Below are 22,140 nucleotides of genomic sequence, written 5' to 3'. Positions count from 1 at the left end.
GTCCTACGTCAAGCTGGGGTGAGGGGCTCTGGGGAGGTATTAGAGAAGAGTCGAAAATAGGGGCTAAACCCGTCGGCTCATGTTCATGAAACCGACTGAATCTGCAGAGCTTCAATCGGTGCAAGGGAACCCGTTGTGCGAGGAAAGTATTGGCCGGACCATCTGAAAGTTCTGCACGTTGAGATTGAAGGTGCGTGTTGGCTGTTGGGCCACTTGCGGCCCCGCACCCAGAGCCTTGTCGTTCCAGCTGCAGAAGGGCATCCTTCAGTCACCCTGACGCTGCATGTTGAATACAGTTCCCATTGTGTCAGTGCCGGCCCAAAGCAAGGCCAGGTGATTGATTTCCACACACTCGGATACGAGCGTCTGATCATCGCAAGGTCCGTCGTGTGTTCCACTCTGGGCGGCATGCATTGTCTTTCTTGCTCCCGGACATCATTGCGTCCATCGCTGACCGTCGGTGCTTCTTTACTGGACGAGAGAATTTTCTGACTCTGGAGCTCGGTAGCGCAATGCCGGGCCAAGCCACGGGCATGCGCTATGAAATCTATTTCAATGTGCGCAAAGGGGAGGGCAAGAACACGCTCAGACTGTTTATCGAAAGCGCTTATGTACGGGACGAAGACGCAGACAACAGACCGGTTAATTTCAAGAAGGCTGACAAGATCAGGGCTTGGAAATTGTTCTTGAACACGGCGCGAGGGACATCGATCAAAGTGGCGAGAAACAGTGCTTTGAACATGAAGAGGAAAGGGCGGGTGTAGAAAAAGCAAACCCCCAATGAAGGGGGTTTCGCGGAAGCCCTTAGGGAGTGATCCCATCAACCGGCACGGCCGAGAACCAATGGCGGCATCTGAACACTTCAGACCTGAAAGGTCGAAGCTCCGTATATATCCAGACCTGTTCAGGCTAATGAAAAACGGCTGACCCGTCAACGTCGCATACCTCTGGACATTTGAGCGCGTGCAGGCAACGCTGTCCCATCTCTTGATTGCGAGTGCAAGGGACTTGGGCACTCGTTGCTTCATCCATTAGCGAAGGAAAACTCAATGCCGTTTGTGACGATCGATGGACAACCACTTCACTTCCTCGACCAGGGCGTGGGCGAGGTGGTGGTGCTGGGCTCCAGCTACCTGTGGGACAGCGGCATGTGGGCACCGCAGATCGCCGCGCTGTCGCAACACTATCGGGTGATCGTGCCGGAGCTCTGGGGCCATGGGCAGTCAGGACCGTTGCCGGAAAACACCCGCAGCCTCGACGATCTGGCCAATCAGGTACTGGCCTTGCTCGACCACTTGGAAGTTCGGCGTTTCACCCTGGTCGGCCTGTCGGTCGGTGGCATGTGGGGCGCGCGCCTGGCCCTGGCGGCGCCCGAGCGCGTTCGTGGCCTGGTGTTGATGGACACCTATGCCGGTGAAGAGCCCGCGCCGACCCAACAGTATTACTTTTCGATGCTGAAGATGATCGAGGATGCCGGCAGTGTTCCAGTGCCTTTGCTCGATGCAATTGTGCCGATTTTCTTCAGGCCGGGTATCGATCCACAGCTGTCGTACTACCAGGCATTTCGCTCGTCCCTGGCGACCTGGTCGGGCGAGCGCCTGCGCGACAGCGTCGTACCGCTGGGACGGCTGATCTTCGGACGTGACGATCGCCTGGCCGCGGTGGCAGGACTGGATGCCGCGAGCACCCTGGTGATGGGCGGTGAGCAGGACAAGCCCCGGCCACCGAGCGAGGCCCGGGAAATGGCGGAGTTGATCGGCTGCGCTTACATCGGGATACCGGAGGCCGGGCATATTTCCAGCCTTGAAAACCCGACGTTCGTGAACGATGCACTGTTGGCATTCCTGTCCGAGCTGCCTGCATAGTCACCGCGATCCTCCGTAGGAGCGAGTAAGCCCATCCATGGACAGATTCCAGGAAATGCAGGTGTTCGTCGCCGTTGCCCAAGAGCAAGGTTTCGCGTCGGCGGCGCGGCGCCTGAGCCTCTCGGCGCCGAGCGTCACCCGGGCGGTGGCGGCGCTGGAAAAGCGCATCGGCGCCCAGTTGCTCGTGCGTACCACGCGCAATGTACACCTGACCGAACCCGGGCAACGTTATCTGGAAGATTGCCGGCGCATCCTCGCCGCGATGGAGGAAGCCGAAGCCTCGGCCGCCGACAGTCACGCGCGCCCCAGCGGCCAGCTAACCATGACCGCGCCGGTGCTGTTCGGTGAGTTGTACGTTACGCCGGTGATGGTGCGTTACCTGGCGCAGTATCCGGCGGTGGATATCAACGCGCTGCTGTTGGACCGCGTGGTACCCATGGTCGAGGACGGGATTGACGTTGCGGTGCGCATTGGTGAGTTGCCCGACAGTGGTTATCACGCCGTCAAGGTAGGGCAAGTGCGCCGGGTGGTCTGCGCTGCACCGGCCTATCTGGATAAACAGGGCCGTCCCCGTCATCCGGACGAGTTGCGTCAGGCACAGATCGTTATGGCCGCGTCGGCTTCGCAGGTCAGGAGCTGGCAGTTCCTCGAGGGTGACAAACCCTTGAGCATCCGTCTGGAACCACGGTTGGCGCTGACCGCGAATCGGGCGGCGATCCACGCCGCCTGCCTGGGTTTTGGCCTGACCCGGGTGCTGTCTTATCAAGTCGCGGACAAGCTGGCCACTGGCGAGCTGGAGATCGTGCTGGAAGATTTCGAGTTACCGCCGCTGCCAATCCACGTGGTGTATCAAGGTGGCCGTACGGTCTCCGTGCGGGTGCGCAGCTTTGTCGATTTCGTGGTCGCGGCCTTGCGCGACCACCCGAACCTGAAAGGCTGATCGGCATTTCATTTTTTGAAAGAATGGATTGCCGTTTCTGGTGATTCTGCGGTTTTCGCTGAAGGAGCAAGATCACTCGATCAGCGCGAACCATCCCGGGTTGCGCTTCTGCCCTCGTGGAGTCCCACCATGTCCCAGCCCTCCATCAAACTCTACAATTTTTCCCGTTCCGGCCATGCTCATCGTGCCGAACTGATGTTGTCCCTGCTCGGTCTGCCGGTGGAGCTGATTCATGTGGACCTGCCCAGCGGTGCCCATAAAGCCCCGGAATACCTGGCGCTGAATGCCTTCGGCCAAGTGCCGGTCATCGATGATCAAGGTCTGGTCCTCGCCGACTCCGCAGCGATTCTGGTGTACCTGGCGCTCAAGTACGGGCAAGGCCGCTGGCTGCCCACCGATCCGCTTGGCGCCGCCCAGGTGCAACGCTGGCTGTCGGTGGCTGCGGGGCCGATCGCCTTCGGTCCGGCCCGGGCCCGGTTGATCACGGTCTTCGGTGCGGCCTTTGACGCGGAGGAGGCGATCAGCCGTTCCCATGCCTTGCTCAAGGTCGTTGAGCAGGAACTGAGTCAGTCATCCTACCTGGTGGGTGACACAGCGACCATCGCCGATGTCGCCGGTTACAGCTATATCGCCCATGCGCCGGAAGGCAATGTCTCGCTGGCGGACTACCCCAATGTCCGGGCCTGGTTGGCGCGGATCGAAGCCTTGCCGGGCTTTGTGCCGATGCCGCGCACCGTCGCAGGATTGCAGACCGCCTGAGGTCGGTGCAACCTCCCGCTCACTTCGGTCGGGAGGGCTTTCCCGTGGAGAAGTCGCAATGAACAGACACAGCCCATCCAGCGCATCCCCCTGGCATGTCGGCGAGTTGCAGATGCAGGCCCGGGTCGGTGTCGCCGAACGGATGGCTGAGCTGGGCCCCAAGGTGATCCGCGACTATATGCCGGACCAGCATCGTGACTTCTATCGTCAGTTGCCGTTCCTGCTGTTCGGCACTGTGGACGATCAGGGCAATCCCTGGGCGAGCCTGTTTGAAGGCGAGCCCGGGTTTGCCTGTTCTCCCGAGCCCAGGCTACTGCAAGTGGCGAGTTTTCCCCAGGTCGCGGATCCCACTCACTCAGCGCTGCGAGCCGGTGCGGCTATCGGCTTGCTGGGAATGGAACTGCATACCCGGCGGCGCAACCGGATCAATGGACGTGTTGCGGCGCTGACTGAACAAACCCTGAGCGTGGCTGTGGAACATGCCTTCGGCAACTGCCCGCAGTACATCCAGTTGCGTCAGTTCGAACGGGTGCCGGTGTCGGGCCCGGCCACGCAAGTGGTCTATCGCTCGTCAGGGTTGGACGCCGAGGCTGCGGCAATGATCCATGCCGCCGATACGTTCTTCGTTGCCAGTTATGTGGATATCGATGGAGCCCGTTCCGTGGACGTCTCCCACCGTGGCGGGCAAAGCGGTTTTGTCCGGGTTGAGGGCGACTGCCTGACGATCCCGGATTTCGCCGGTAACCTGCACTTCAATACCTTGGGCAATCTGCTGATCAATCCCCACGCCGGCTTGTTGTTTATCGATTTCAATACGGGTGACCTGTTGCAACTCAGCGGACGCACCGAGGTAATTCTCGAAGGACCGTTGGTGAAAGCCTTCCAGGGTGCCGAACGTTTGTGGACGTTCCACGTGGAACATTGTGTGCGGCGCCCGGCGGCATCGACCCTGCGTTGGAAGTTCGCGGGCTTTTCCCCCAACAGCCTGATGACCGGCAGCTGGGATCAGGCCGCTGCACGCTTGCAAGCCGAGGCGTTGGGCAACGCCTGGCGGCCTTTGCGGATCAGCCGGATTGTCGAGGAAAGTCGCAATATTCGTTCGCTGTACCTGGAGCCGACGGATGGGGCGGGGCTGCCGGTGTTTCAGGCCGGGCAGCATCTGCCGCTGCGTTTCGACCTGGGCGAGCAGAGGCAGATTCGTACCTATAGCCTGTCGGGCGCGCCGTCGGATGGGTTCTGTCGGATCAGCGTCAAGCGCGACGGCCGGGTGTCGTCCCATGCGCATGAGCAGCTCAAGGTCGGTGATGTGATTGAGGCGCGTGCGCCGCAGGGGCATTTCACCGTGGCGACCCATGAGCAGCGCCCGTTGGTATTGCTTGCGGCTGGGGTGGGCATTACGCCCTTGCTGTCGATGTTGCGGGAGGTGGTGTACCAGGGCAAGCGCACCCGGCGCATGCGGCCTACGGTTTTGTTCCACAGCGCCCGGTCGTTGGCGGAACTGCCGTTCAGGGCTGAGCTGGATGAACTGATGGCGCGTTCGGGCGATACGGTCCAAGTGGTACGACTGTTGAGCCAGCCGGAGCCCGAGGCGGTGCCGGGCGAGGATTACCATCTGCAAGGTCGACTCGATATCGAGGTGCTGAAGGCAATGCTGATGGTCGATGACTATGACTCAGTGGATTTTGTTCTATGCGGTCCGGGTGGTTTTACCCAGGGCCTGTATGACCAACTGCGCGATATGGATATCCGCGATGAGCGTATTTATGCGGAGACTTTCGGTCCCTCGACGTTGCGCCGCCGACAGGATCCGGGTGTGCCGCAGATCGAGCAGCCGCCGGCGGCTACGCAGTCGGTGCCGGTGGTGTTCCATCGTTCGGGCAAGGAGGCGCGCTGGCTAGCGCAAGGTGAGAGCTTGTTGGTGTTGGCGGAAAGCCGGGGTTTACAGCCGGAGTTCAGTTGCCGGGGTGGGTCTTGTGGAACCTGTAGCACCCGTTTGATCAGCGGGCAGGTGCATTATCCACAACCGCCCGCGGAGTTGCCGGGCGAGGGGCAGGTGCTGATTTGTTGCGCGATTCCGGCGCAAGGTGCGGAGCCGTTGGTGTTGGACCTGTAACGGCGTGCCAGCGGCGGTGCATTCACCGTAGCCAGTTGGTCTTACAGAAGGCCTTTTCAGCGCCGCAGGCGGGTATCGATCTGGCTCATCCGGCTACGCAGGGTAAATACCCCATCCCCGGACAGGATCGCTCCACGGGCAAACAAGCGCCCGTTCTCCCAGTTCGAAAGCCCCAGCTCCGGCTTGTTCAGCGCGTACTGGCCATCGACCCAGCGGGTGAAGCCGTCGCCGACAAAGGGCGCATTGATGCTGTTGTAGAAGTAGTCATGGGCAGCACGCTCGGCGCTGATCAGCGACACGGTGAACTGCGGGCTGTAACGATTGAACAGGGCAATTGCCTGATCCAGGTCGTCGACGATTTTCAGGCTGACTTCCGGGGTCTCTTCCCACTCCCACTCACGGCCCAGTTGGTCTTCGGGCAATGATTCGGTTTGTGCTTCTTCCTCATAACCTTCGGCACGCTGGACCTGCACCCGTGCTTGCAGCCACTCGGCGGGCAGCACGCTTTCATCGCCACTGACGATATGCAGCTTGCAGCGTTGGCCGCGTGCCTCGCCGGCGGCCTTCAGTGCATCGAGAAACAGCGGCACCAGTTCGGCCGCGCGTTGACGATGGATCAGGCAGACGTTAAGGGTGTTGCAGACCTTGCGATCCAGTGAGTTGCGCACCACTTCGGCAAAACGTTTGGCATCGGCGTCCTGATGGGCCACCAGCCAGGCGCCGCCGGTGCCGTGCAGGCTGACCACGGTGCCGGCCTGCTGGGCGATCCCGCCGAGTTGTTTCACGGCATGGCCTGAACCCCGGGCCACCGCGAGGGACAGGCGGCGGTCGGCGAACATCGCCCAGCCGGCCGCGCGGTCACTGCTTTCCACCAGCGATACCGCGCCCGCTGGCAAACCGGCTTCGCGCAGCGCCGGGTCGAGCGCATGGCGGACTATCGCCTGGGCCGTGCCGAGGGCATCGCTGCCGATCCGCAGCACCGCGGTATTGCCGGTACGCAGGACACCGGCGGCATCGGCAAACACATTCGGTCGACCCTCAAAGACAAACGCCACCACACCCAGGGGCGCGACGACCTGTTCGACCTTCCAGCCTTCGTGTTCCACGGCCTCGCGAACCCGGCCGCGAATCAGCGGCGCATCACGCCAGGCGCGTAGCCCGGCGATCATGTCACGGCGCATGGCCTCGCTTGCCAGCAGACGGGTGGTGGAGCGCCCGCGTGCCTTGGCTTGCGCGATATCGGCCTGGTTCGCGGCCTCGATCAGGGCCCAGGAAGTCGGTGTTTCCAGATGTTGGGCGAACAGATCGAAGAACTGGCTGATGGCCTCGTCCGAGACCTGGGCCAGCGCGGTGAACGCGCTTTTCGCGGTGTCGATGGCCTGGGTCGCGATCTGTTGCACAGCGTGGGGGATCAACAGCAGTTCACCACTGGACTGGTCCACCAGCAAATGATCGCCCGGCTGGAAACGCTCGGCCAATTCCGGCGGTACCGGGGAAACCCGGTTACCCGCGTAGAGAATCGGCGTGCCGGCGATAAGACGATCGAGCGTGCTGGTCATGATGGGAGAACGAATCCAGGGAAGTAGTAGAGGCAAAATGTATAAGAAAAACGCCGCCGGCTCACCTGTTAACGGCGTTTCTTTTGCACGACGTTGCATCCAGGCGGAGCACGCCCTGTAGCAGCCGGCTCGCTGGCGATGGTGGCCGTTCAGGCGGTACAAGGCTCAAGGGCCTCATCGCCGGCAAGCCGGCTCCCACAAGGTCGGTGTTGTGTCAGGAGCAAGGTAGCCAGCCCCTCAGGCTTGCTGGATAAACGCCAAGCGGACAGCAAAGCCGATCAACAGGCCGCCGAACAACCATTGCTGCAGGCGTTGCGCCCGTGGGCTCTTGTCCAGCCATTGGCCGATCCAGGCGCCGGCCAGGGCGTAGCAACTGTCGAACAGCAGTCCGACCGCCACCAGGGTCACGCCGAGCCCAAGGAACTGCGCGGCCACCGGGCCGGCCTGGGCGTCGATGAATTGTGGCAGCAGCACCGAGCAGAACAGCAATGCCTTGGGGTTCAGCAGATTGGTGAGCAGGCCTTGTTGCAAGGCGGCGCGCCAGCTCAAGGTCCGTTGGGCGCCCTCGTGAGCCGTGCTCAACAACGCCAGTGAACCGGGCCTGAGCATACGGATGCCGATCCATAGCAGATAGGCGGCACCCGCCAGGCGCACCACGTCGAAGGTCCACGGCGCGGCCTTGAACAGTGCCGCCAACCCCAGGGCCGCCAGCCCGACATGGCAGGCGCGGGCGATACCCAGGCCGAGGGCGGTGGTCAGGGCCTGGCTACGGCCATGCCGGGCGCCGGTTTGCAGCAGCAGAATCATGTCGGGGCCGGGAAGCAGATAAACCATCGCCAGTGCGAACAGGTAGAGGAGCATCGTGCTGTTTCTCCAAGGAGGGTAACTGGAGAAAATTTTATGTCGGAAGGCCAGGGCAGGTGCTTGCGTATTCAACCTCTGAAAGGCTTAGAATTGGAACTTCCTGCCAATATAGTCGAAACGAGTAGCCGGATATGCCAACCATCAAACTCGATGCCTACGACCGTAAAATCCTCGCGGCTTTGCAACGGGATGGACGCCTGAGCAATGTCGAGCTGGCGGCCGAGATCGGCCTTTCGGCGTCACCGTGCCTGCGTCGGGTGCGCATGCTTGAAGACGCGGGGGTGATTCGCGGCTATCAGGTGAATCTGGATCGTGATGAAGTCGGGCTGGGTTTGACGGTGTTCGTCGGGGTCAAGGTCGAGCGGCACCACGAGGCTGACGCCGAGGCCTTCCGCTTGGCGGTCATGGCTTTACCGCAAGTGATCTCGGCGTTTCTGGTCTCAGGCGAGTCGGACTTTCTGCTGCAAGTGGTGGTGCCCGACCTGCGGGCTTATGAACGCTTCCTCAATGGCCAATTGCTGCGCCTGCCCGGTGTGCGTGATATTCGCAGCAACTTCGCGATCCAGGCGGTTAAGGCGCCCGGACCGCTGCCGTTGAATCACCTGCCCGATTGACTCAGATCTGCGTGGCCAGGCCTTCGACGTTCATTGCCGCCTGGCGCAACGCTTCGGAGCGGGTCGGATGCGGGTGGCAGGTGAGGGCGATATCTTCGGCCGAGGCGGAAAACTCCATGGCCACGCAGTACTCGCCGATCATCTCGCTGACACTCGGGCCCACCAGGTGGACGCCGAGCACTTCATCGCTGTGCGCGTCGGCCAGGACCTTGGCGAAGCCCTCGGTCTCGTGATTGATCTTGGCTCGACTGTTGGCGCTGAAGGGGAACTTTCCGACCTTGTAGGCGCGGCCTTCGGCCTTGAGCTGCTCTTCAGTCTTGCCGACACTGGCCAGTTCCGGCCGGGTGTAGATCACGCTGGGGATCAGCGCATAGTTGACTTCACCGGCCTTGCCGACGATCTGCTCGATGCAGGCCATGGCTTCGTCTTCGGCCTTGTGCGCGAGCATCGGGCCGCTGGTGACATCGCCGATCACCCAGACCCCCGTCGCCTCGGTGCGATGGCCCTGGTTGGCCAGCATGCCGCGTTTGTCGGTGGCAAGCCCGACGCTCTCCAGCCCGAGCCCTTGCGTGTAGGGACGACGACCGATGGCCACCAGCACGTAGTCGGCGTCGATCAACTGCGCTTCGCCGCCGGTCGCCGGTTCCACGCGCAACTGCACGCCGGTTGCCGAGCGGGTGGCGCTGGTGACCTTGGAACCCAGCAGGAAGCGCATGCCTTGTTTGCTCAACGAACGTTGCAAGGTCTTGCCGGCTTCCACGTCGACACCGGGGCAGATCCGGTCCAGGTATTCGACCACCGTGACCTGGCTACCGAGCCGACGCCATACCGAGCCCAGTTCCAGGCCGATGACCCCGGCGCCGATCACCACCAGATGTTTGGGCACCTCGGGCAACGACAGCGCGCCGGTGGAGTCGAGGATGCGCCGGTTGTCGATGTCGACGCCTGGTAGCGGCGTCGGCTCGGAGCCGGTGGCTATCACGATGTCCTTGGCCTGCAAGGTGGTTTCGCTGCCGTCGGCGGCGCTCACCAGGACCTTGCCGGGGCCGGCGATCCGTCCCCAGCCCTTGATCCACTCAACCTTGTTCTTGCGAAACAGGTATTCGATGCCCTGGGTCAGTCCGGCCACGCTCTGGTCTTTCTGTTTCATCATCTGCGCGAGGTTGAGATGGGGCCTGACCTCGATCCCGAGGTTGGCGAACTCGCTGCCCATCGCCGATGCGTAGAGCTCGGAGGCGTGGAGCAGGGCCTTGGACGGCATGCAGCCGACGTTCAGGCAGGTCCCGCCGAGGGTCGCCCGCCCCTCCACGCAGGCGGCCTTCAAGCCCAGTTGGCCGGCGCGAATGGCGGCGTTATAGCCTCCGGGTCCGCCCCCGATGATGATGACGTCGTAGCTGCTCATGACTGTTCTCCTGGGCGACACCGCGTTGAGGACGAAGGTAGGTGTCATAAAATATTATGATCATAATATTGTCCTTGTGCGCAACTCTGGTCAAGGCATCATGCGTCGATAGGTCGTCAAGGCACAGGGTCACCTGGAGCGCGTTTTACTGTTGCCGACGCGGGCCGGATCTTCCAGAAAGGTGGTGTAGGGATACGCCGGGTCGGCGTGGAAATTGATCCGTCGTCCTCGGATGGTGATCAGCTGCGAGTCGGCCTTTATGCAAAGTGTCTGGCCGCTTTTGAAGGTGAGCCGGTGAATCTGTTGATTGTTTTCCCGGCTGATTTCGTGACTGATCAAGTCCAGCAGATTACTCAGGCCCAGGGGCGAACCCGCTTGATTGATGGTCAGGCAACTGGAAGTTTCAGCACCCGGGACCGTCCCCAATGGACGTTGAAAGTAATGGTATTCACTCAAGGTATGGCTCATGGCGGCTCCGTCGCTCAAGTGTGCGCGCCGAGTGTTGGGCATGTTATTAGTCGGCGGCGCGCACAAGGGGGATCAAGTGTTTTAAGGGTGAGGCATATAGTTATAAGTTATCTGGCCCCGTGCCGTTTGAAGCGCACGGGGATACATAAGGTTTTCAGGCTATCGAGCCGTCTATTCAATGGGTTAGGCGCAGTGCGCAACCGTTGGCAGACGCTTTTCAATACTGGAACTTACGAAGTTTTTAATGAACCAGCAGGGCTATTTGATGTCAGTGGGATGTTAGTCATTGCCAGGACACCAATCAAGTCACGCAGATGTTGAATTTTGTTACATGAGCGCCTTGTTAGCGGATGGTAATTTTTCTGGTTGTTTCGAATAGTGGGATATCAGATAAATCAATGTCAGTGCTTTCCATATTGTTGGGTTAGTTAATAGACGGGTGACAGCGGTCAAGCATTGCTCCATTATTCAGTGTCAGGAAACTTATGTTATGGAGTAACGCAATACTTCAGCAGGCCATCCCTGACAGGAGCTGTCGGGCGACGAGGGGGAGGGGGTGACGAAGATTATTTTCAAAAAAAATTGCAAGGACCTGTAACGGCCGGCGGCGACCGCTCTCTAGTGCCATGTCGAGACTGAACATTCCGTTCGGACCGATACCCCTAACGCACTCTGAGGATAACAATCATGTCGATCAAAACCGTCGCTGCTGGTGCCGCACTCGCTCTCGCCGCCGCCACTCTGTTTGCCGGTGTCGTTACCCAGGCGTCGGCCGCCGATGCCCAGGTTCACTGCTATGGCGTCAACGCCTGCAAAGGCCAGAATGACTGCAAGACCAAGGACCACGCCTGCAAAGGCATGGGCTCCTGCAAAGGCATGGGCTTCAAGGCCATGACCAAGTCGGCTTGTGACAAAGCCGGCGGCAAAGTCGGCGAATAAGCGGCGACCGAGTGCACCCGCAGCGGCCGGCCCCCGATGCCGCTGCGGACACCTCAGCGAGGAGTCCAGTATGTCCGTTTCCCGTCCCTGCCTGGGTTATGGCCTGGGTTTGCGCAGTCACTATCACCAGGAAATCCTCGAGCAGTCGCCCGCGGTGGACTGGTTCGAGATCGTTTCCGAGAACTACCTGGTCCAGGGCGGCAAGGCGCTGTATTACCTGGATGCCATCGCCGAGCGTTATCCGCTGGTGATGCATGGCGTGTCGCTGTCCATCGGCGGGCCCCATGAGCTGGATATGCAGTACCTCAAACAACTCAAGCAATTGGCCGGGCGGGTCAATCCCGCGTGGATTTCCGACCATTTGTGCTGGAGCCGCGGCAACGCTCATCAGTTGCATGACCTGCTGCCGCTGCCTTACACCGAAGAAAGCCTGTATTACGTTGCAAGTCGTGTCCGTCAGGTGCAGGACGTGCTGCAACAGCCGCTGGTGCTGGAAAATGTTTCCAGTTACGTGCGCGCCGCGGATGATGAATTTTCCGAGTGGGAGTTTCTCGAAGCCCTGAGCCGCCTGAGCGACTGCGAGCTGCTGCTGGACGTGAACAATGTCTATGTCAGTGGGCGCAATCACGGTTTCGACCCCTGGACCTTTATCCGCGGCCTGCCGGCACAGAAGATCCGCCAGTTGCACCTGGCCGGACATGCCGACTATGGCGACTACGTGATCGACACCCATGATCATCCGGTCTGTGATCCGGTCTGGGAGCTGTATCAGCGGACCCTTGAACACTTGGGCCCGGTGGCGACCTTGCTGGAGCGCGACGATCACTTCCCGCCGCTGGCCGAGCTGGTGGACGAGTTGGACAAGGCCCGCGAGTTGGGCCGCGCGGCCCTGGGCCGGAGGTCGCTATGCGCCTGAACGACTGGCAACTGGCCTTTGAGCGCTACCTGCTGGGGGACGATGCCAGCGCCGACGCGCCATTGGGTGCCAGCCTGATCGGTGGGCCGACCCTGGATGTCGAAACGGGTCTGGCCATCTACCACAACGCCTACCGCGCCCGTTTGCAGGAAGCCCTGCGCAGCGACTTCCCGACGGTCTGGCACTGGCTGGGTGATGAAGAGTTTGATGCGCTGACCGCCGCCTACCTGCGTGAATGCCCCTCGTCGCATTACAGCCTGCGCTGGCTGGGAGCCGGCTTTGAAGCTTTTGTCCTGCGCCATCTGGTACCGGCTCAAGGCGCGCCTCTGGCGGAACTGATTCGCCTGGAATGGGCCTTTACCCTGGCGTTCGATGCCTTGCCGGGTGAGCCTCTGACCCTGGAGAGCATGGCCACCTTGCCGGCCGAAGCCTGGCCGCAGCTGCGCTTGGCACTGCTGCCCAGCGTCCAATGGCTCGACGGCCGCTTCAACAGCCTGGCGATGTGGCGGGCGGTCAAGGCCGAGGCGCAATTCCCTGACAGTCTCGAACTGGAACAGCCCCAGGTTTGCCTGGTCTGGCGTGCCGGCCTGGTCTGCCAGTACCGCAGCCTTGAGCCAGCAGAAGCCCTGGCCCTGGGTGGCATGCTGCAGGCCGGTTGGAGTTTCGCCGAACTGTGCGCCGAGCTGGCGGTCAGTCTGGGAGAGGGTGCGCCCTTGCAAGCGGTCAGTTGGCTCAAACAATGGGTGAACGACGGCCTGGTCTCTCAAGTCCGCACGCTTTGACGCCGCCATTTCCCGCGGCAGCGCTGGCGGGCAAAATCCATAGATCGAGTCTATTATCTCGATAGGCTGACAGTTCCCGTGAATGCGCTACCCTTAATTCAGACGTCTGAAACAAGGGGGATAATTCATGCTCGCGCAACTTCCACCGGCCTTACAGAATCTTCAGCTACCGCTTCGCCTGAGACTCTGGGACGGCCACGAAATCAATCTCGGGCCAACGCCCAGTGTCACGATCATTGTGAAGGACCCACAACTGGTCGCGCAATTCACTCATCCCACGCTGGACTTGCTGGGCAGTGCCTTTGTTGAAGGCAAGCTGGAACTTGAAGGGTCGATCCGTGAAGTCGTGCGGGTCTGCGACGAACTGAGTCAGGCCTTGCTGGAGGATGAAGGGGACAACCCGCCGGCGCGTCTGGCCCACGACAAGGAAACCGACGCCGCTTCGATTTCCTACCATTACGACCTTTCCAACGCCTTCTACCAGCTCTGGCTGGACCGCGAGATGGTCTATTCCTGTGCCTACTTCGAAAGCGCCGACGCGACCCTCGAGGAAGCCCAGCAAGCCAAATTCCGCCATCTGTGCCGCAAGCTGCGCCTGCAGCCCGGCGAGTACCTGCTGGATGTCGGCTGCGGTTGGGGCGGGCTGGCGCGCTATGCGGCGCGGGAGTTCGGGGTCAAGGTGTTCGGTATCACCCTGAGCAAGGAACAGCTGGCGCTGGCGAAGCAGCGTGTCGCCGCCGAGGGCCTGCAGGACAAGGTCGACCTGCAACTGCTCGATTACCGTGACCTGCCCCAGGACGGTCGCTTCGACAAGGTGGTCAGCGTCGGCATGTTCGAACATGTCGGCCATGCCAACCTCAAGCAGTACTGCGAGATCCTGTTTGGCGCCGTGCGCGAAGGCGGCCTGGTGATGAACCATGGCATTACCGCCAAACACACCGACGGGCGTCCGGTGGGACGCGGTGCTGGCGACTTCATCGATCGTTATGTGTTCCCCAATGGCGAGTTGCCGCATGTGTCGATGATTACCGCGCAAATCAGCGAGGCCGGCCTGGAAGTGGTCGACGTCGAGAGCTTGCGCCTGCACTACGCGCGCACCTTGGACCAGTGGAGTCAACGCCTGGAAAACAACCTGGCGGCGGCGGGGCGCGAGGTGCCGGAACAGGCCCTGCGGATCTGGCGGCTGTACCTGGCCGGTTGCGCCTACGCCTTCGAAAAAGGCTGGATCAACCTGCACCAGATCCTGGCGGTGAAGGCCTTCGCCGACGGCAGCCACAACCTGCCCTGGACCCGCGACGATCTTTATCGTTGAGGTGTTTGCCATTTGATGGGCAACGGGTCGGCCAACCCATTGCTCTCCAGGCGGTAGCTACCGTGCTGGGGGGCAATGTTCTGGTCCGACGGCAGGTGCGCCTGTTGCTGGAACACCCCGGTGTCCTTGTCGAAGGCCAGATCATGCAGGGCGACATTGCCATACCAGTCGCTGGACGGCAGTGAGATGTAGCTGATGGCGTATTGCGCGTCGCTGAACTGGCCTTTGACGACATAGACCCCGTAGTGTTCTTCCCCGGGCGAGACGATCTTGTAGAGGCCGTTGTCGTAGTAATACAACGTCGCCTCCTTGAAGGGTTTATCCTTGTACAGCACCTCGTAGGTCAGGTGGTGAATGTAGCTGGGCTTGCCGAACTCGACGTTGAGCGACGGCGCCGCGCTCGCCTGGGCGGCGCCAATGCTCAAGAGCAGCCCCATGAAGGTGAATTTCATCGTTATGGCCTTCCGGTCGTCTGGGAAACACCCAGCTTAGAAGAACCCTCCTATCCTCCACAGGGCGGTGCGAGGGTTTCAGACCGATCCTGCAAACCTTTGGAACTTATCCTTCAGGCCCGCCTAGAGAATCGGTGAAATCAACCGCGCGACCCGCATGCCGATCTGTTGCAAACGATGGGTTTTCCGGCTTTCGTCCTTGGCCACCTCATGGGCCAGGGCAAAGTCCTGTTCGAGCATCTGTTCGACTTTCCGGGCGAAGGCTTCGTCCACGGTCAGCAACATCACTTCGAAATTCAGCCGGAACGAGCGGTTGTCCAGGTTCGCGCTGCCGATCGCGCTGATTTCGTTGTCCACCAGCACCACCTTCTGATGCAGGAAGCCGGGACGGTAGCGGAACACCCGCACACCGGCACGCACCGCTTCGAAGGCATAGAGGCTGGAGGCGGCGTAGACAATGCGGTGGTCCGGCCGTGAGGGCAGCAGCAGGCGCACATCCACGCCGCGCAGCACCGCCAGGCGCAAGGCGGCGAACACGGCTTCGTCGGGGATGAAGTAGGGACTGGTGATCCAGACCCGTTCCCGCGCCGCATGAATGGCTTCGACGAAGAACAGCGAACAGGTCTCCACCGGATCGGCCGGGCCGCTGGCGAGCAACTGGCAGAGTACGCCGTCGTCCGGGTAGGACTCCGGGAGGATCAGCGGCGGCAATTTGCGTGAGGCCCAGAACCAGTCTTCGGCGAACGATTCCTGCAAGCAGGCGACCACCGGACCGCTGACCTGCACATGGGTATCGCGCCAGGGCGACAGGGGCGGCGTGGCCCCGAGGTATTCATCGCCGACGTTATGCCCGCCGACGAAGCCGACCAGGCCATCGACCACCACCACCTTGCGATGATTGCGGAAATTCACCTGAAAGCGGTTCAGCCAGCCACTGCGGGTGGCGAATGCACGGATCTGCACACCGCCCTCGCGCAAGATATCGACATACCCGTGGGGCAGGGCGTGGCTGCCGATCCGGTCGTACAACACATAGACCGCCACGCCTTCGGCGGCCTTTTCCAGGAGCTTTTGTTGCAGTCGCCGGCCGAGCGGGTCGTCGTGGATAATGAAAAACTGCACCAGCACCGCTTCCCGGGCCTGGTCGATGGCCTGGAAGATTGCCTCGAAGGTTGCTTCGCCGTTGATCAGCAACTGCACTTGGTTATTCGCCAGGCAGGGCATGCGTCCCAGTTTCGGCATGGCCCGCAGTGAGGCGTAGGCCTGGGAGTTGCGGGCGGCCAAGGCTTCTTCGACCCAGGGCCGCCAGTTGAGGTCGGCGATGGCCTTGCGCATTTCCACGTTGGCCTGACGCCGGGCCTTGATGTAGGCATCGAAGGTACTGCGTCCGAAGACCAGATAGGGAATCAGCGTCAGGTACGGGATGAACATCAGCGACAGGGCCCAGGCGATCGCGCCCTGGGCGGTGCGCACGGTCAACACGGCATGGATGGCGGCGATCAGGCCTAGGGAATGAATCAGGGCAATCAGGTAGGCGAAAAAGTGTGGGCCAAAATAATCCATGGGCGATCCTGCTCAGGCGTTTTCGATCTCTAACAGACCATGTTCCACCGTTATTGTCGCTATTTAATTCTTGACGCAACCCCAGCATGATTCTGACGTCTAAGACGGACCACTCTCTAGGAGCTACTTGATGAACCTTCGTCTGCCGGGCCTGGCCCTTGTCCTTGGCTCAATGATTCCCTTTGCCCAGGCGCAGGTGCTGCAACCGGGTTTGTGGGAACTGACCTCCAGTAATGTGCAGGTCGAGAACCAACAACTGGATGTCGGCATGCTTATGGGCGTGCTGAAACAGAACACCACCCCGGAGCAGCGCGCGGCGCTGGAGAAGCAAGGGATCAACCTGGGGGGCGAGGGCGTACGGGTGTGCCTGACGCCGCAACAGGTGGCCTCCGAATCGATTCCGCTGACCGACCCGCAATCGGGTTGCCAGCAGCAGGTCACCGAGCGCAACGGGCCGGATTGGAAGTTCCGTTTCAGTTGTCCGAAGGCCCAGGGCGCTGGCGTGGCGCATTTTGTCAGTGACCGCGAGTTCAGCACCAAGGTCAGCGGCACCTTCAATGCCACCGGCATTCAGCAGAACGGCAGCATGGAAACCCGGGCGGTGTGGATGGGGCAGGATTGCGGGACGGTGAAACCGCGCACCTGATACACGTGGCAAAAACGCTACAAAACCTTGTAGGAGCCAGCTTGCTGGTGATGGTCACCAACGATAACGCGGGGCGTCAGACTGAGCGCGGTGTGGCGACGTTCATCGCCAGCAAGCTGGCTCCTACAGGACCGAGCATCGACAAGGGTAGCCTCGCGGTTATTTGCTCAGCGCCGCGTGCAGGGTGTTCATGTTGTATTCGAACAGACCGGTAAAGGTGCTGGCCGGACCTTCGGCGGCGAGGGCGTCGGAATACAGGGTGCCGCCGATCTGCGCGCCGCTTTCGTCGGCAATCTGCTGGAGCAGGCGGGCGTCCTTGATGTTTTCCATGAACACGGCCTTGACCTTGTCCTTGCGGATCTGGGTGATCAGCGTGGCGACTTCGGCGGCGGACGGTTCGCGTTCGGTGGACAGGCCCTGTGGCGCCATGAACTGGATGCCATAGGCCTGGCCCAGGTAACCGAAGGCGTCATGGGAGGTGACGATGCGACGGTTGCCGGCCGGCAGATTGCCGAGCTTGATCTTGGCTTCGGCCAACAGGCGGTAGATCTCTTTCAGGTAGGCCTGGCTATTACGGGTGTAGTCGTCCTTGTTCGCCGGGTCGACCTTGATCAGTGCTTTGGTGATGTTGTTCACATACAACTCGGCGTTGGCCAGGTTGTGCCAGGCGTGCGGGTCGGGAATGGTTTCGCCGTCGTCGACCATGGTGTGGGAAATCACACCCTTGCTGGCGGTGACCACCGGGGCCTTGGTCTCGGTGCTGGTCACCAGGCGGTCGAGCCAGGGTTCGAAGCCCAGGCCGTTCTTGACGATCAGCTTGGCGTTGAGCAGGGCCTTGGCGTCATCCGGTGTCGGCTCATAGGTGTGGGCGTCGGCGTCGGGGCCGACCATGCCGGTCACCTCGATATGATCACCGCCGATCTGCTGAGTGATGTCGCGCAGAATACTGAAACTGGCGACCACCGGGAGTTTGTCCGCGGCCTGGGCGGCGGACAGGTTCAGTGACAAGGCCAGCACGGAGCTGAACAGCACAAGTAAAGCGCGCATCGGGTGACACCTCATTGGGATGTTGGCAAGGGCGGGCGGCGCAGCAAGCCGTGCACCGGACCGAAGACCACGGACAGCAGGTAGAAGCCGCCAGCCACCAGCACAATGGCCGGGCCGCTGGGCAGCGAGTAGTAGAACGACAGCAACAAACCGAGGGTGACCGAGACACAGCCGATCACTGCGGCAATCAGCATCAGCACCGGCAGGTTGCGGCTCCAGAAACGCGAGGCGATTGCCGGCAGCATCATCAGACCGACCACCATCAGCGCGCCGATGGCTTGGAAACCGATCACCAGGTTCAACACCACCAGGGTCAGGAACACCCCGTGGGCGAGGGGGCCGAGGCGGCTGACGGTCTGCAGGAACAGCGGATCGAGGGTGTCCAGCAGCAGTGGGCGATAGATGATTGCCATCAACACCAGGCTGATGCCGCAGACCCAGAGCATGCCGGTCAGTGTCGGGCCGTCCACCGCCAGGGCCGAGCCGAACAGCAGGTGCAGCAGGTCCAGGCGCTTGCCGGCGATGCCGAGGATCAGCACGCCGCTGGCCAGGGAGATCGGGTAGATCGCCGCCAGGCTGGCGTCTTCGCGCAGGCCGGTACGGCGGGTGATCCAGGCCGAGAGCCCGGCCATGCTCATGCCGGCGCCGAGGCCGCCGAGGGTCAGGGCCGGCAGGCTGAGGCCGGCGATCCAGAAGCCCAGGGCGGCTCCCGGCAGTATGCCGTGGGCCACCGCGTCACCGATCAGGCTCATGCGCCGCAGGATCAGGAACACCCCGAGCGGCGCGGTGCTGCAGGCCAGGACCAGGCCACCGATTAACGCCCGGCGCATGAACACGAAATCCTGGAACGGTTGCAACAGGTGGCTGGCGAATATCAACATCAGGCTACCTGCGTAATGGGTTGTTGGCGGATCAGCTCGGTGCTGGGCGCCAGGACGCAACCGCTACTCTTGATCTGCAAGGCGCTGGGAATGTGTTGGCGCACGGCGGCCAGGTCATGGCAGACCACCACCAGCGTGCGACCCGCCGCGTGCCAGGCGTGGATATGTTTCCACAGCAGGGCCTGGCCATCCTCGTCGAGGGCGGCGTGAGGTTCGTCGAGCAGCAGGATCGGTGCCGCGGCCAGGCTCATCCGCGCCAGCAAGGCGCGCTGCAATTCGCCACCGGACAGGGCCATCAGCGGGCGCTGTTCGAGGCCGGCGAGGCACCAGTCTTCGAGCACGGCTTGCAGCCGTTCACTGCGTTGCTGTGGGGTTTGCTTGATGCCCCAGAACCCGGCGGCCACCAGCTCTTGCAGACTGATGGGGAACTGTCGGTCGAGATGCTGTTGCTGCGGCAGGAACGACAGGCTGCCGCGCCGTGGAACATCCAGGGTCACTTTGCCGGCCAGGGGTTTTTGCAGCCCGGCGATGACTTTCAACAAGCTGCTTTTGCCGGTGCCGTTGGCCCCGATCACGGCGGTCAGGCTGCCGGCGGCGAGTTCGAAATCCACGGCGGGGGTGAGCGGCTGGCCCGGAGCGCCCCAGCGCAGGCCTTGGCAGCGGATCATGCCTGCCTCCAGTTCCAGCGGCTTTCGGCCACGGCGTCATGGGCGTGCAGGCTTTCGGCGTGGACCACCCGCAAGTGGAAACCGCTGACCGCCTCCGAGCGCTTGAGCGCCAGGTTGAGGCGGCGTGCCGCGTCTTCGCAGAACATCAGGTTCTGGCCGTTGGCGAGGGCGAAGGCCTGTTCGTCCACGCGTTTCACCGCGGTCTGCACGGCGGTGCCGACCGCGGCCTCGGCTTCGTTGATCAGGGCCTCGAAGGGAAAGTGATACGTTTTTTCATCCAGGTGAATCTGCAATTGTGCAATGCTGCGCTGACTGTGAGGTGTGGCGACGACGCCTTGCGGTCCACCGAGCCAGCTGAGGATGTCACTGTGCTCCAGGGGCTTGTCGGCGAAATCGGTGATGAATTGCTGTTGGATCAACTGCCGGGCGAGGGCGGCCGAGCACGGGCAGGTTGATGAGTAGGTCACATCAATTTTTAGTTCCACGTGGAACACTCCGTTTTTCAGTTCGGCCAAGACACTGACTGGATAGGTTTTCCAGCCGGCCAGCGGACTGACCAACGCCGGGCGTTTGAGCAGCAGATCGCTATGGATGCGTAGGTAGGCGTTGCTGGAAAGGCCGTCGTGGCTGTCGAGAAACTGCTGCAGCACTTCTCGGATCAGCGCGGGCGTCAGGTCTTCCTGTTCCAGTCGTTCCAGGGCCAGGTACAGACGTGACATATGAATGCCTCGCGCTTCGCCATCGTCGAGGCTGACACCCGCATCGGCTTTGGCGCTGAGGCGGTGGCCGTCAATCGAGACCGGAAGGGCAATGCCGCACATGCCCACCCACTCGAGGGGCAAGGCTTGCCGGGATGACTGCGCGGCGATATCCGGCAGCGTCAACGCATTCATGAGCAGGTCCATCGTCGGAAATAAAACGACATGTTATATTATAACCATTCAGTCGACGATGCCTTTTTTGCTGGGGCTTTACACAGCGACAACGAGCATGGACGCTCCCTTATCCGCGGTACCTGTTATGCATAGACGTCAGTTGCTCAACTTTTTATTGGCCGGCACGGTGGTTCTGCCGTTCGGCTTGTCGGCGGCACAGATCCAGAATGCGCGGCTGTGGCGCGACGGCAACAAGCTGCGGCTGGTGCTGGACCTCAGTGGTCCGATTCAATACAAGACCTTTTCCCTGACCTCGCCCGAGCGGCTGATCATCGACCTGAGCGGTGCCAAGTTCACCGGAGATTTCCGACAATTGGCGCTGGGCAACACGGTGATCCGTTCGATCCGTTCCGGGCATTTCGGCCAGGGCGATACGCGGATCGTCCTCGACCTGGCCAGCCCGGTTCAGCTCAACAGCTTCCTGTTGCCACCCGAGGGAGCGCAGGGGCATCGGCTGGTGCTCGACCTGACCCGTCATGGCAGCGCCGTCGTGGCGCCGGCGGCCCTGGCGGCGGCACCGGTCGTTGCCCCGCCACCGCCGGTGCGGCATGAGGAGGCGAGCGGCAAGGCCCACCCCAAGCGCGACATCATGGTGGTGGTCGACCCAGGCCATGGCGGCAAGGATCCGGGCGCGCTGGGTTCGAAGGGCGAGCGCGAGAAAGATGTGGTGTTGTCCATTGGCCGATTGTTGGCCAAGCGCCTCAAGCGTGAGAAGGGTTTCGATGTGCGTCTGGTGCGCAACGATGACTTCTTCGTGCCCCTGCGCAAGCGGGTGGAGTTCTCCCGTAAGAACAACGCCGACATGTTTATCTCGGTGCATGCCGATGCCGCGCCGCGTATCACTGCTTCGGGGGCTTCGGTGTTCGCTCTGTCCGAAGGTGGCGCGACGTCGACCACGGCGCGGTTCATGGCCCAGCGCGAAAACGGTGCCGACCTGTTGGGCGCGCAGAGCCTGCTCAATCTCAAGGACAAGGACCCGATGCTGGCCGGGGTGATTCTCGACATGTCGATGAACGCCACCATTGCTTCCAGCCTGCAACTGGGGCACAGCGTGCTGGGCAGCCTGGAAGGCATCACCACCTTGCACCAGAAGCGCGTGGAGCAGGCGGGGTTCGCGGTGCTGAAGTCGCCGGACGTGCCCTCGATCCTGGTGGAAACCGGCTTTATCTCCAATGCCCGCGACAGCCAGCGGCTGGTCACGGCGCGGCACCAGCAGGCGATTGCCGATGGTTTGTTCGAGGGCTTGAAGCGCTACTTCGAGAAAAACCCGCCGGCGGACAGCTATATCGCCTGGCAGCAGCAGATGAAGGAAGGGTTGGTATAGCCCCCTGCTGACGCTCGCTGGACGCGGGGTTTCTGGATGACCGTTACCCCTGTAGGAGCTGGCTTGCCGGCGATGGCGGTCGAATAGTCGA

The 22,140-nt window shown here is 61.7% G+C and carries 23 protein-coding genes; 13 read left to right on the top strand and 10 right to left on the bottom strand.

All coding sequences use genetic code 11. The features are described from left to right. Window positions 1–135 precede the first annotated feature (135 nt). The 6 genes from AC07T0_RS05680 to AC07T0_RS05655 all read left to right on the top strand — a co-directional run bounded on the left by AC07T0_RS05680 (window position 136) and on the right by AC07T0_RS05655 (window position 5,677). Entirely contained in the window at window positions 136–492 is a 357-nt protein-coding gene (locus tag AC07T0_RS05680) for a YjaZ family protein (RefSeq protein ID WP_495000238.1), read from the top strand. Beyond that, window positions 390–764: a YjaZ family protein gene (locus tag AC07T0_RS05675; protein WP_495000237.1), complete on the top strand. Its 375-nt coding sequence runs from the start codon at window positions 390–392 to the stop codon at window positions 762–764. The genes AC07T0_RS05680 and AC07T0_RS05675 overlap by 103 nt, the downstream gene beginning before the upstream one ends. 285 nt (window positions 765–1,049) lie before the next feature. After that, window positions 1,050–1,865: an alpha/beta fold hydrolase gene (locus AC07T0_RS05670; protein ID WP_495000236.1), complete on the top strand. Its 816-nt coding sequence runs from the start codon at window positions 1,050–1,052 to the stop codon at window positions 1,863–1,865. A gap of 37 nt (window positions 1,866–1,902) precedes the next feature. Beyond that, on the top strand, window positions 1,903–2,805 hold the full coding sequence (locus tag AC07T0_RS05665) for a LysR family transcriptional regulator (RefSeq protein WP_495000235.1): 903 nt from the start codon (window positions 1,903–1,905) through the stop codon (window positions 2,803–2,805). Window positions 2,806–2,934: 129 nt separating this feature from the next. Further along, a complete protein-coding gene (locus AC07T0_RS05660) occupies window positions 2,935–3,564 on the top strand; it encodes a glutathione S-transferase family protein (protein ID WP_495000234.1) in 630 nt (209 codons plus the stop codon). A 58-nt stretch (window positions 3,565–3,622) separates the two neighbouring features. Continuing rightward, on the top strand, window positions 3,623–5,677 hold the full coding sequence (locus AC07T0_RS05655; RefSeq protein ID WP_495000233.1) for a 2Fe-2S iron-sulfur cluster-binding protein: 2,055 nt from the start codon (window positions 3,623–3,625) through the stop codon (window positions 5,675–5,677). Window positions 5,678–5,733: 56 nt separating this feature from the next. Here the strand turns inward: AC07T0_RS05655 and AC07T0_RS05650 are convergent, their stop codons facing one another. After that, a complete protein-coding gene (locus tag AC07T0_RS05650; protein WP_495000232.1) occupies window positions 5,734–7,236 on the bottom strand; it encodes an aldehyde dehydrogenase family protein in 1,503 nt (500 codons plus the stop codon). Window positions 7,237–7,473: 237 nt separating this feature from the next. After that, complete coding sequence (locus tag AC07T0_RS05645; RefSeq protein WP_495000231.1) at window positions 7,474–8,097, bottom strand: LysE family translocator; 624 nt, start codon at window positions 8,095–8,097, stop codon at window positions 7,474–7,476. A 143-nt stretch (window positions 8,098–8,240) separates the two neighbouring features. On the opposite strand from AC07T0_RS05645, the gene AC07T0_RS05640 reads away from it, so the two are divergent. Beyond that, window positions 8,241–8,714: an Lrp/AsnC family transcriptional regulator gene (locus AC07T0_RS05640; protein WP_495000305.1), complete on the top strand. Its 474-nt coding sequence runs from the start codon at window positions 8,241–8,243 to the stop codon at window positions 8,712–8,714. 1 nt (window position 8,715) lies between these two features. Here the strand turns inward: AC07T0_RS05640 and lpdA are convergent, their stop codons facing one another. Then, entirely contained in the window at window positions 8,716–10,116 is a 1,401-nt protein-coding gene (gene lpdA / locus AC07T0_RS05635) for a dihydrolipoyl dehydrogenase (RefSeq protein ID WP_495000230.1), read from the bottom strand. 129 nt (window positions 10,117–10,245) lie between these two features. Then, window positions 10,246–10,584 (bottom strand): hypothetical protein, encoded by a 339-nt coding sequence (locus AC07T0_RS05630; protein WP_495000229.1) that lies wholly within the window; start codon window positions 10,582–10,584, stop codon window positions 10,246–10,248. A gap of 687 nt (window positions 10,585–11,271) precedes the next feature. Between AC07T0_RS05630 and bufA2 the strand changes: the two genes are divergently transcribed. The 4 genes from bufA2 (at window position 11,272) to cfaB (ending at window position 14,533) form a co-directional block, all read left to right on the top strand. Then, on the top strand, window positions 11,272–11,523 hold the full coding sequence (gene bufA2, locus AC07T0_RS05625) for a BufA2 family periplasmic bufferin-type metallophore (RefSeq protein ID WP_495000228.1): 252 nt from the start codon (window positions 11,272–11,274) through the stop codon (window positions 11,521–11,523). Window positions 11,524–11,593: 70 nt separating this feature from the next. Next, window positions 11,594–12,439, top strand: coding sequence for an MNIO family bufferin maturase (gene bufB / locus AC07T0_RS05620; RefSeq protein ID WP_495000227.1), 846 nt, complete (start codon window positions 11,594–11,596; stop codon window positions 12,437–12,439). Next, entirely contained in the window at window positions 12,430–13,221 is a 792-nt protein-coding gene (locus tag AC07T0_RS05615; RefSeq protein ID WP_495000226.1) for an HvfC/BufC family peptide modification chaperone, read from the top strand. The genes bufB and AC07T0_RS05615 overlap by 10 nt, the downstream gene beginning before the upstream one ends. Window positions 13,222–13,348: 127 nt before the next feature. Next, entirely contained in the window at window positions 13,349–14,533 is a 1,185-nt protein-coding gene (gene cfaB, locus AC07T0_RS05610) for a C17 cyclopropane fatty acid synthase CfaB (protein WP_495000225.1), read from the top strand. Here the strand turns inward: cfaB and AC07T0_RS05605 are convergent. Both AC07T0_RS05605 and cls read right to left on the bottom strand, forming a co-directional pair. Then, complete coding sequence (locus tag AC07T0_RS05605) at window positions 14,524–14,985, bottom strand: hypothetical protein (protein WP_495000224.1); 462 nt, start codon at window positions 14,983–14,985, stop codon at window positions 14,524–14,526. The two genes, cfaB and AC07T0_RS05605, sit on opposite strands and share 10 nt — an antisense overlap. A 123-nt stretch (window positions 14,986–15,108) precedes the next feature. Then, a complete protein-coding gene (gene cls / locus AC07T0_RS05600; protein WP_495000223.1) occupies window positions 15,109–16,548 on the bottom strand; it encodes a cardiolipin synthase in 1,440 nt (479 codons plus the stop codon). A gap of 130 nt (window positions 16,549–16,678) precedes the next feature. Here cls and AC07T0_RS05595 point away from each other — a divergent pair, with 130 nt between their 5' ends. Further along, entirely contained in the window at window positions 16,679–17,194 is a 516-nt protein-coding gene (locus AC07T0_RS05595) for a DUF3617 domain-containing protein (RefSeq protein WP_495000222.1), read from the top strand. Window positions 17,195–17,353: 159 nt separating this feature from the next. On the opposite strand, the gene AC07T0_RS05590 is transcribed toward AC07T0_RS05595, so the two are convergent. From AC07T0_RS05590 to folE2, 4 genes are read right to left on the bottom strand one after another with little or no spacing between them, the layout of a single operon-like run. After that, on the bottom strand, window positions 17,354–18,241 hold the full coding sequence (locus AC07T0_RS05590) for a metal ABC transporter substrate-binding protein (RefSeq protein WP_495000221.1): 888 nt from the start codon (window positions 18,239–18,241) through the stop codon (window positions 17,354–17,356). A gap of 11 nt (window positions 18,242–18,252) precedes the next feature. Then, complete coding sequence (locus AC07T0_RS05585) at window positions 18,253–19,119, bottom strand: metal ABC transporter permease (protein ID WP_495000304.1); 867 nt, start codon at window positions 19,117–19,119, stop codon at window positions 18,253–18,255. A 2-nt stretch (window positions 19,120–19,121) separates the two neighbouring features. Then, window positions 19,122–19,790 carry a metal ABC transporter ATP-binding protein gene (locus AC07T0_RS05580; protein ID WP_495000220.1) on the bottom strand — a complete coding sequence of 223 codons (669 nt, stop codon included), beginning with the start codon at window positions 19,788–19,790 and terminating at the stop codon, window positions 19,122–19,124. After that, a complete protein-coding gene (gene folE2 / locus AC07T0_RS05575; RefSeq protein ID WP_495000219.1) occupies window positions 19,787–20,683 on the bottom strand; it encodes a GTP cyclohydrolase FolE2 in 897 nt (298 codons plus the stop codon). The genes AC07T0_RS05580 and folE2 overlap by 4 nt, the downstream gene beginning before the upstream one ends. A 127-nt stretch (window positions 20,684–20,810) precedes the next feature. Between folE2 and AC07T0_RS05570 the strand changes: the two genes are divergently transcribed. After that, window positions 20,811–22,049 carry an N-acetylmuramoyl-L-alanine amidase gene (locus AC07T0_RS05570; RefSeq protein WP_495000218.1) on the top strand — a complete coding sequence of 413 codons (1,239 nt, stop codon included), beginning with the start codon at window positions 20,811–20,813 and terminating at the stop codon, window positions 22,047–22,049. Window positions 22,050–22,140 lie beyond the last annotated feature (91 nt).

This window comes from Pseudomonas sp. GW821-FHT04D07, from assembly GCF_059420225.1.
This window is presented reverse-complemented; position numbering and strand designations above follow the sequence as displayed.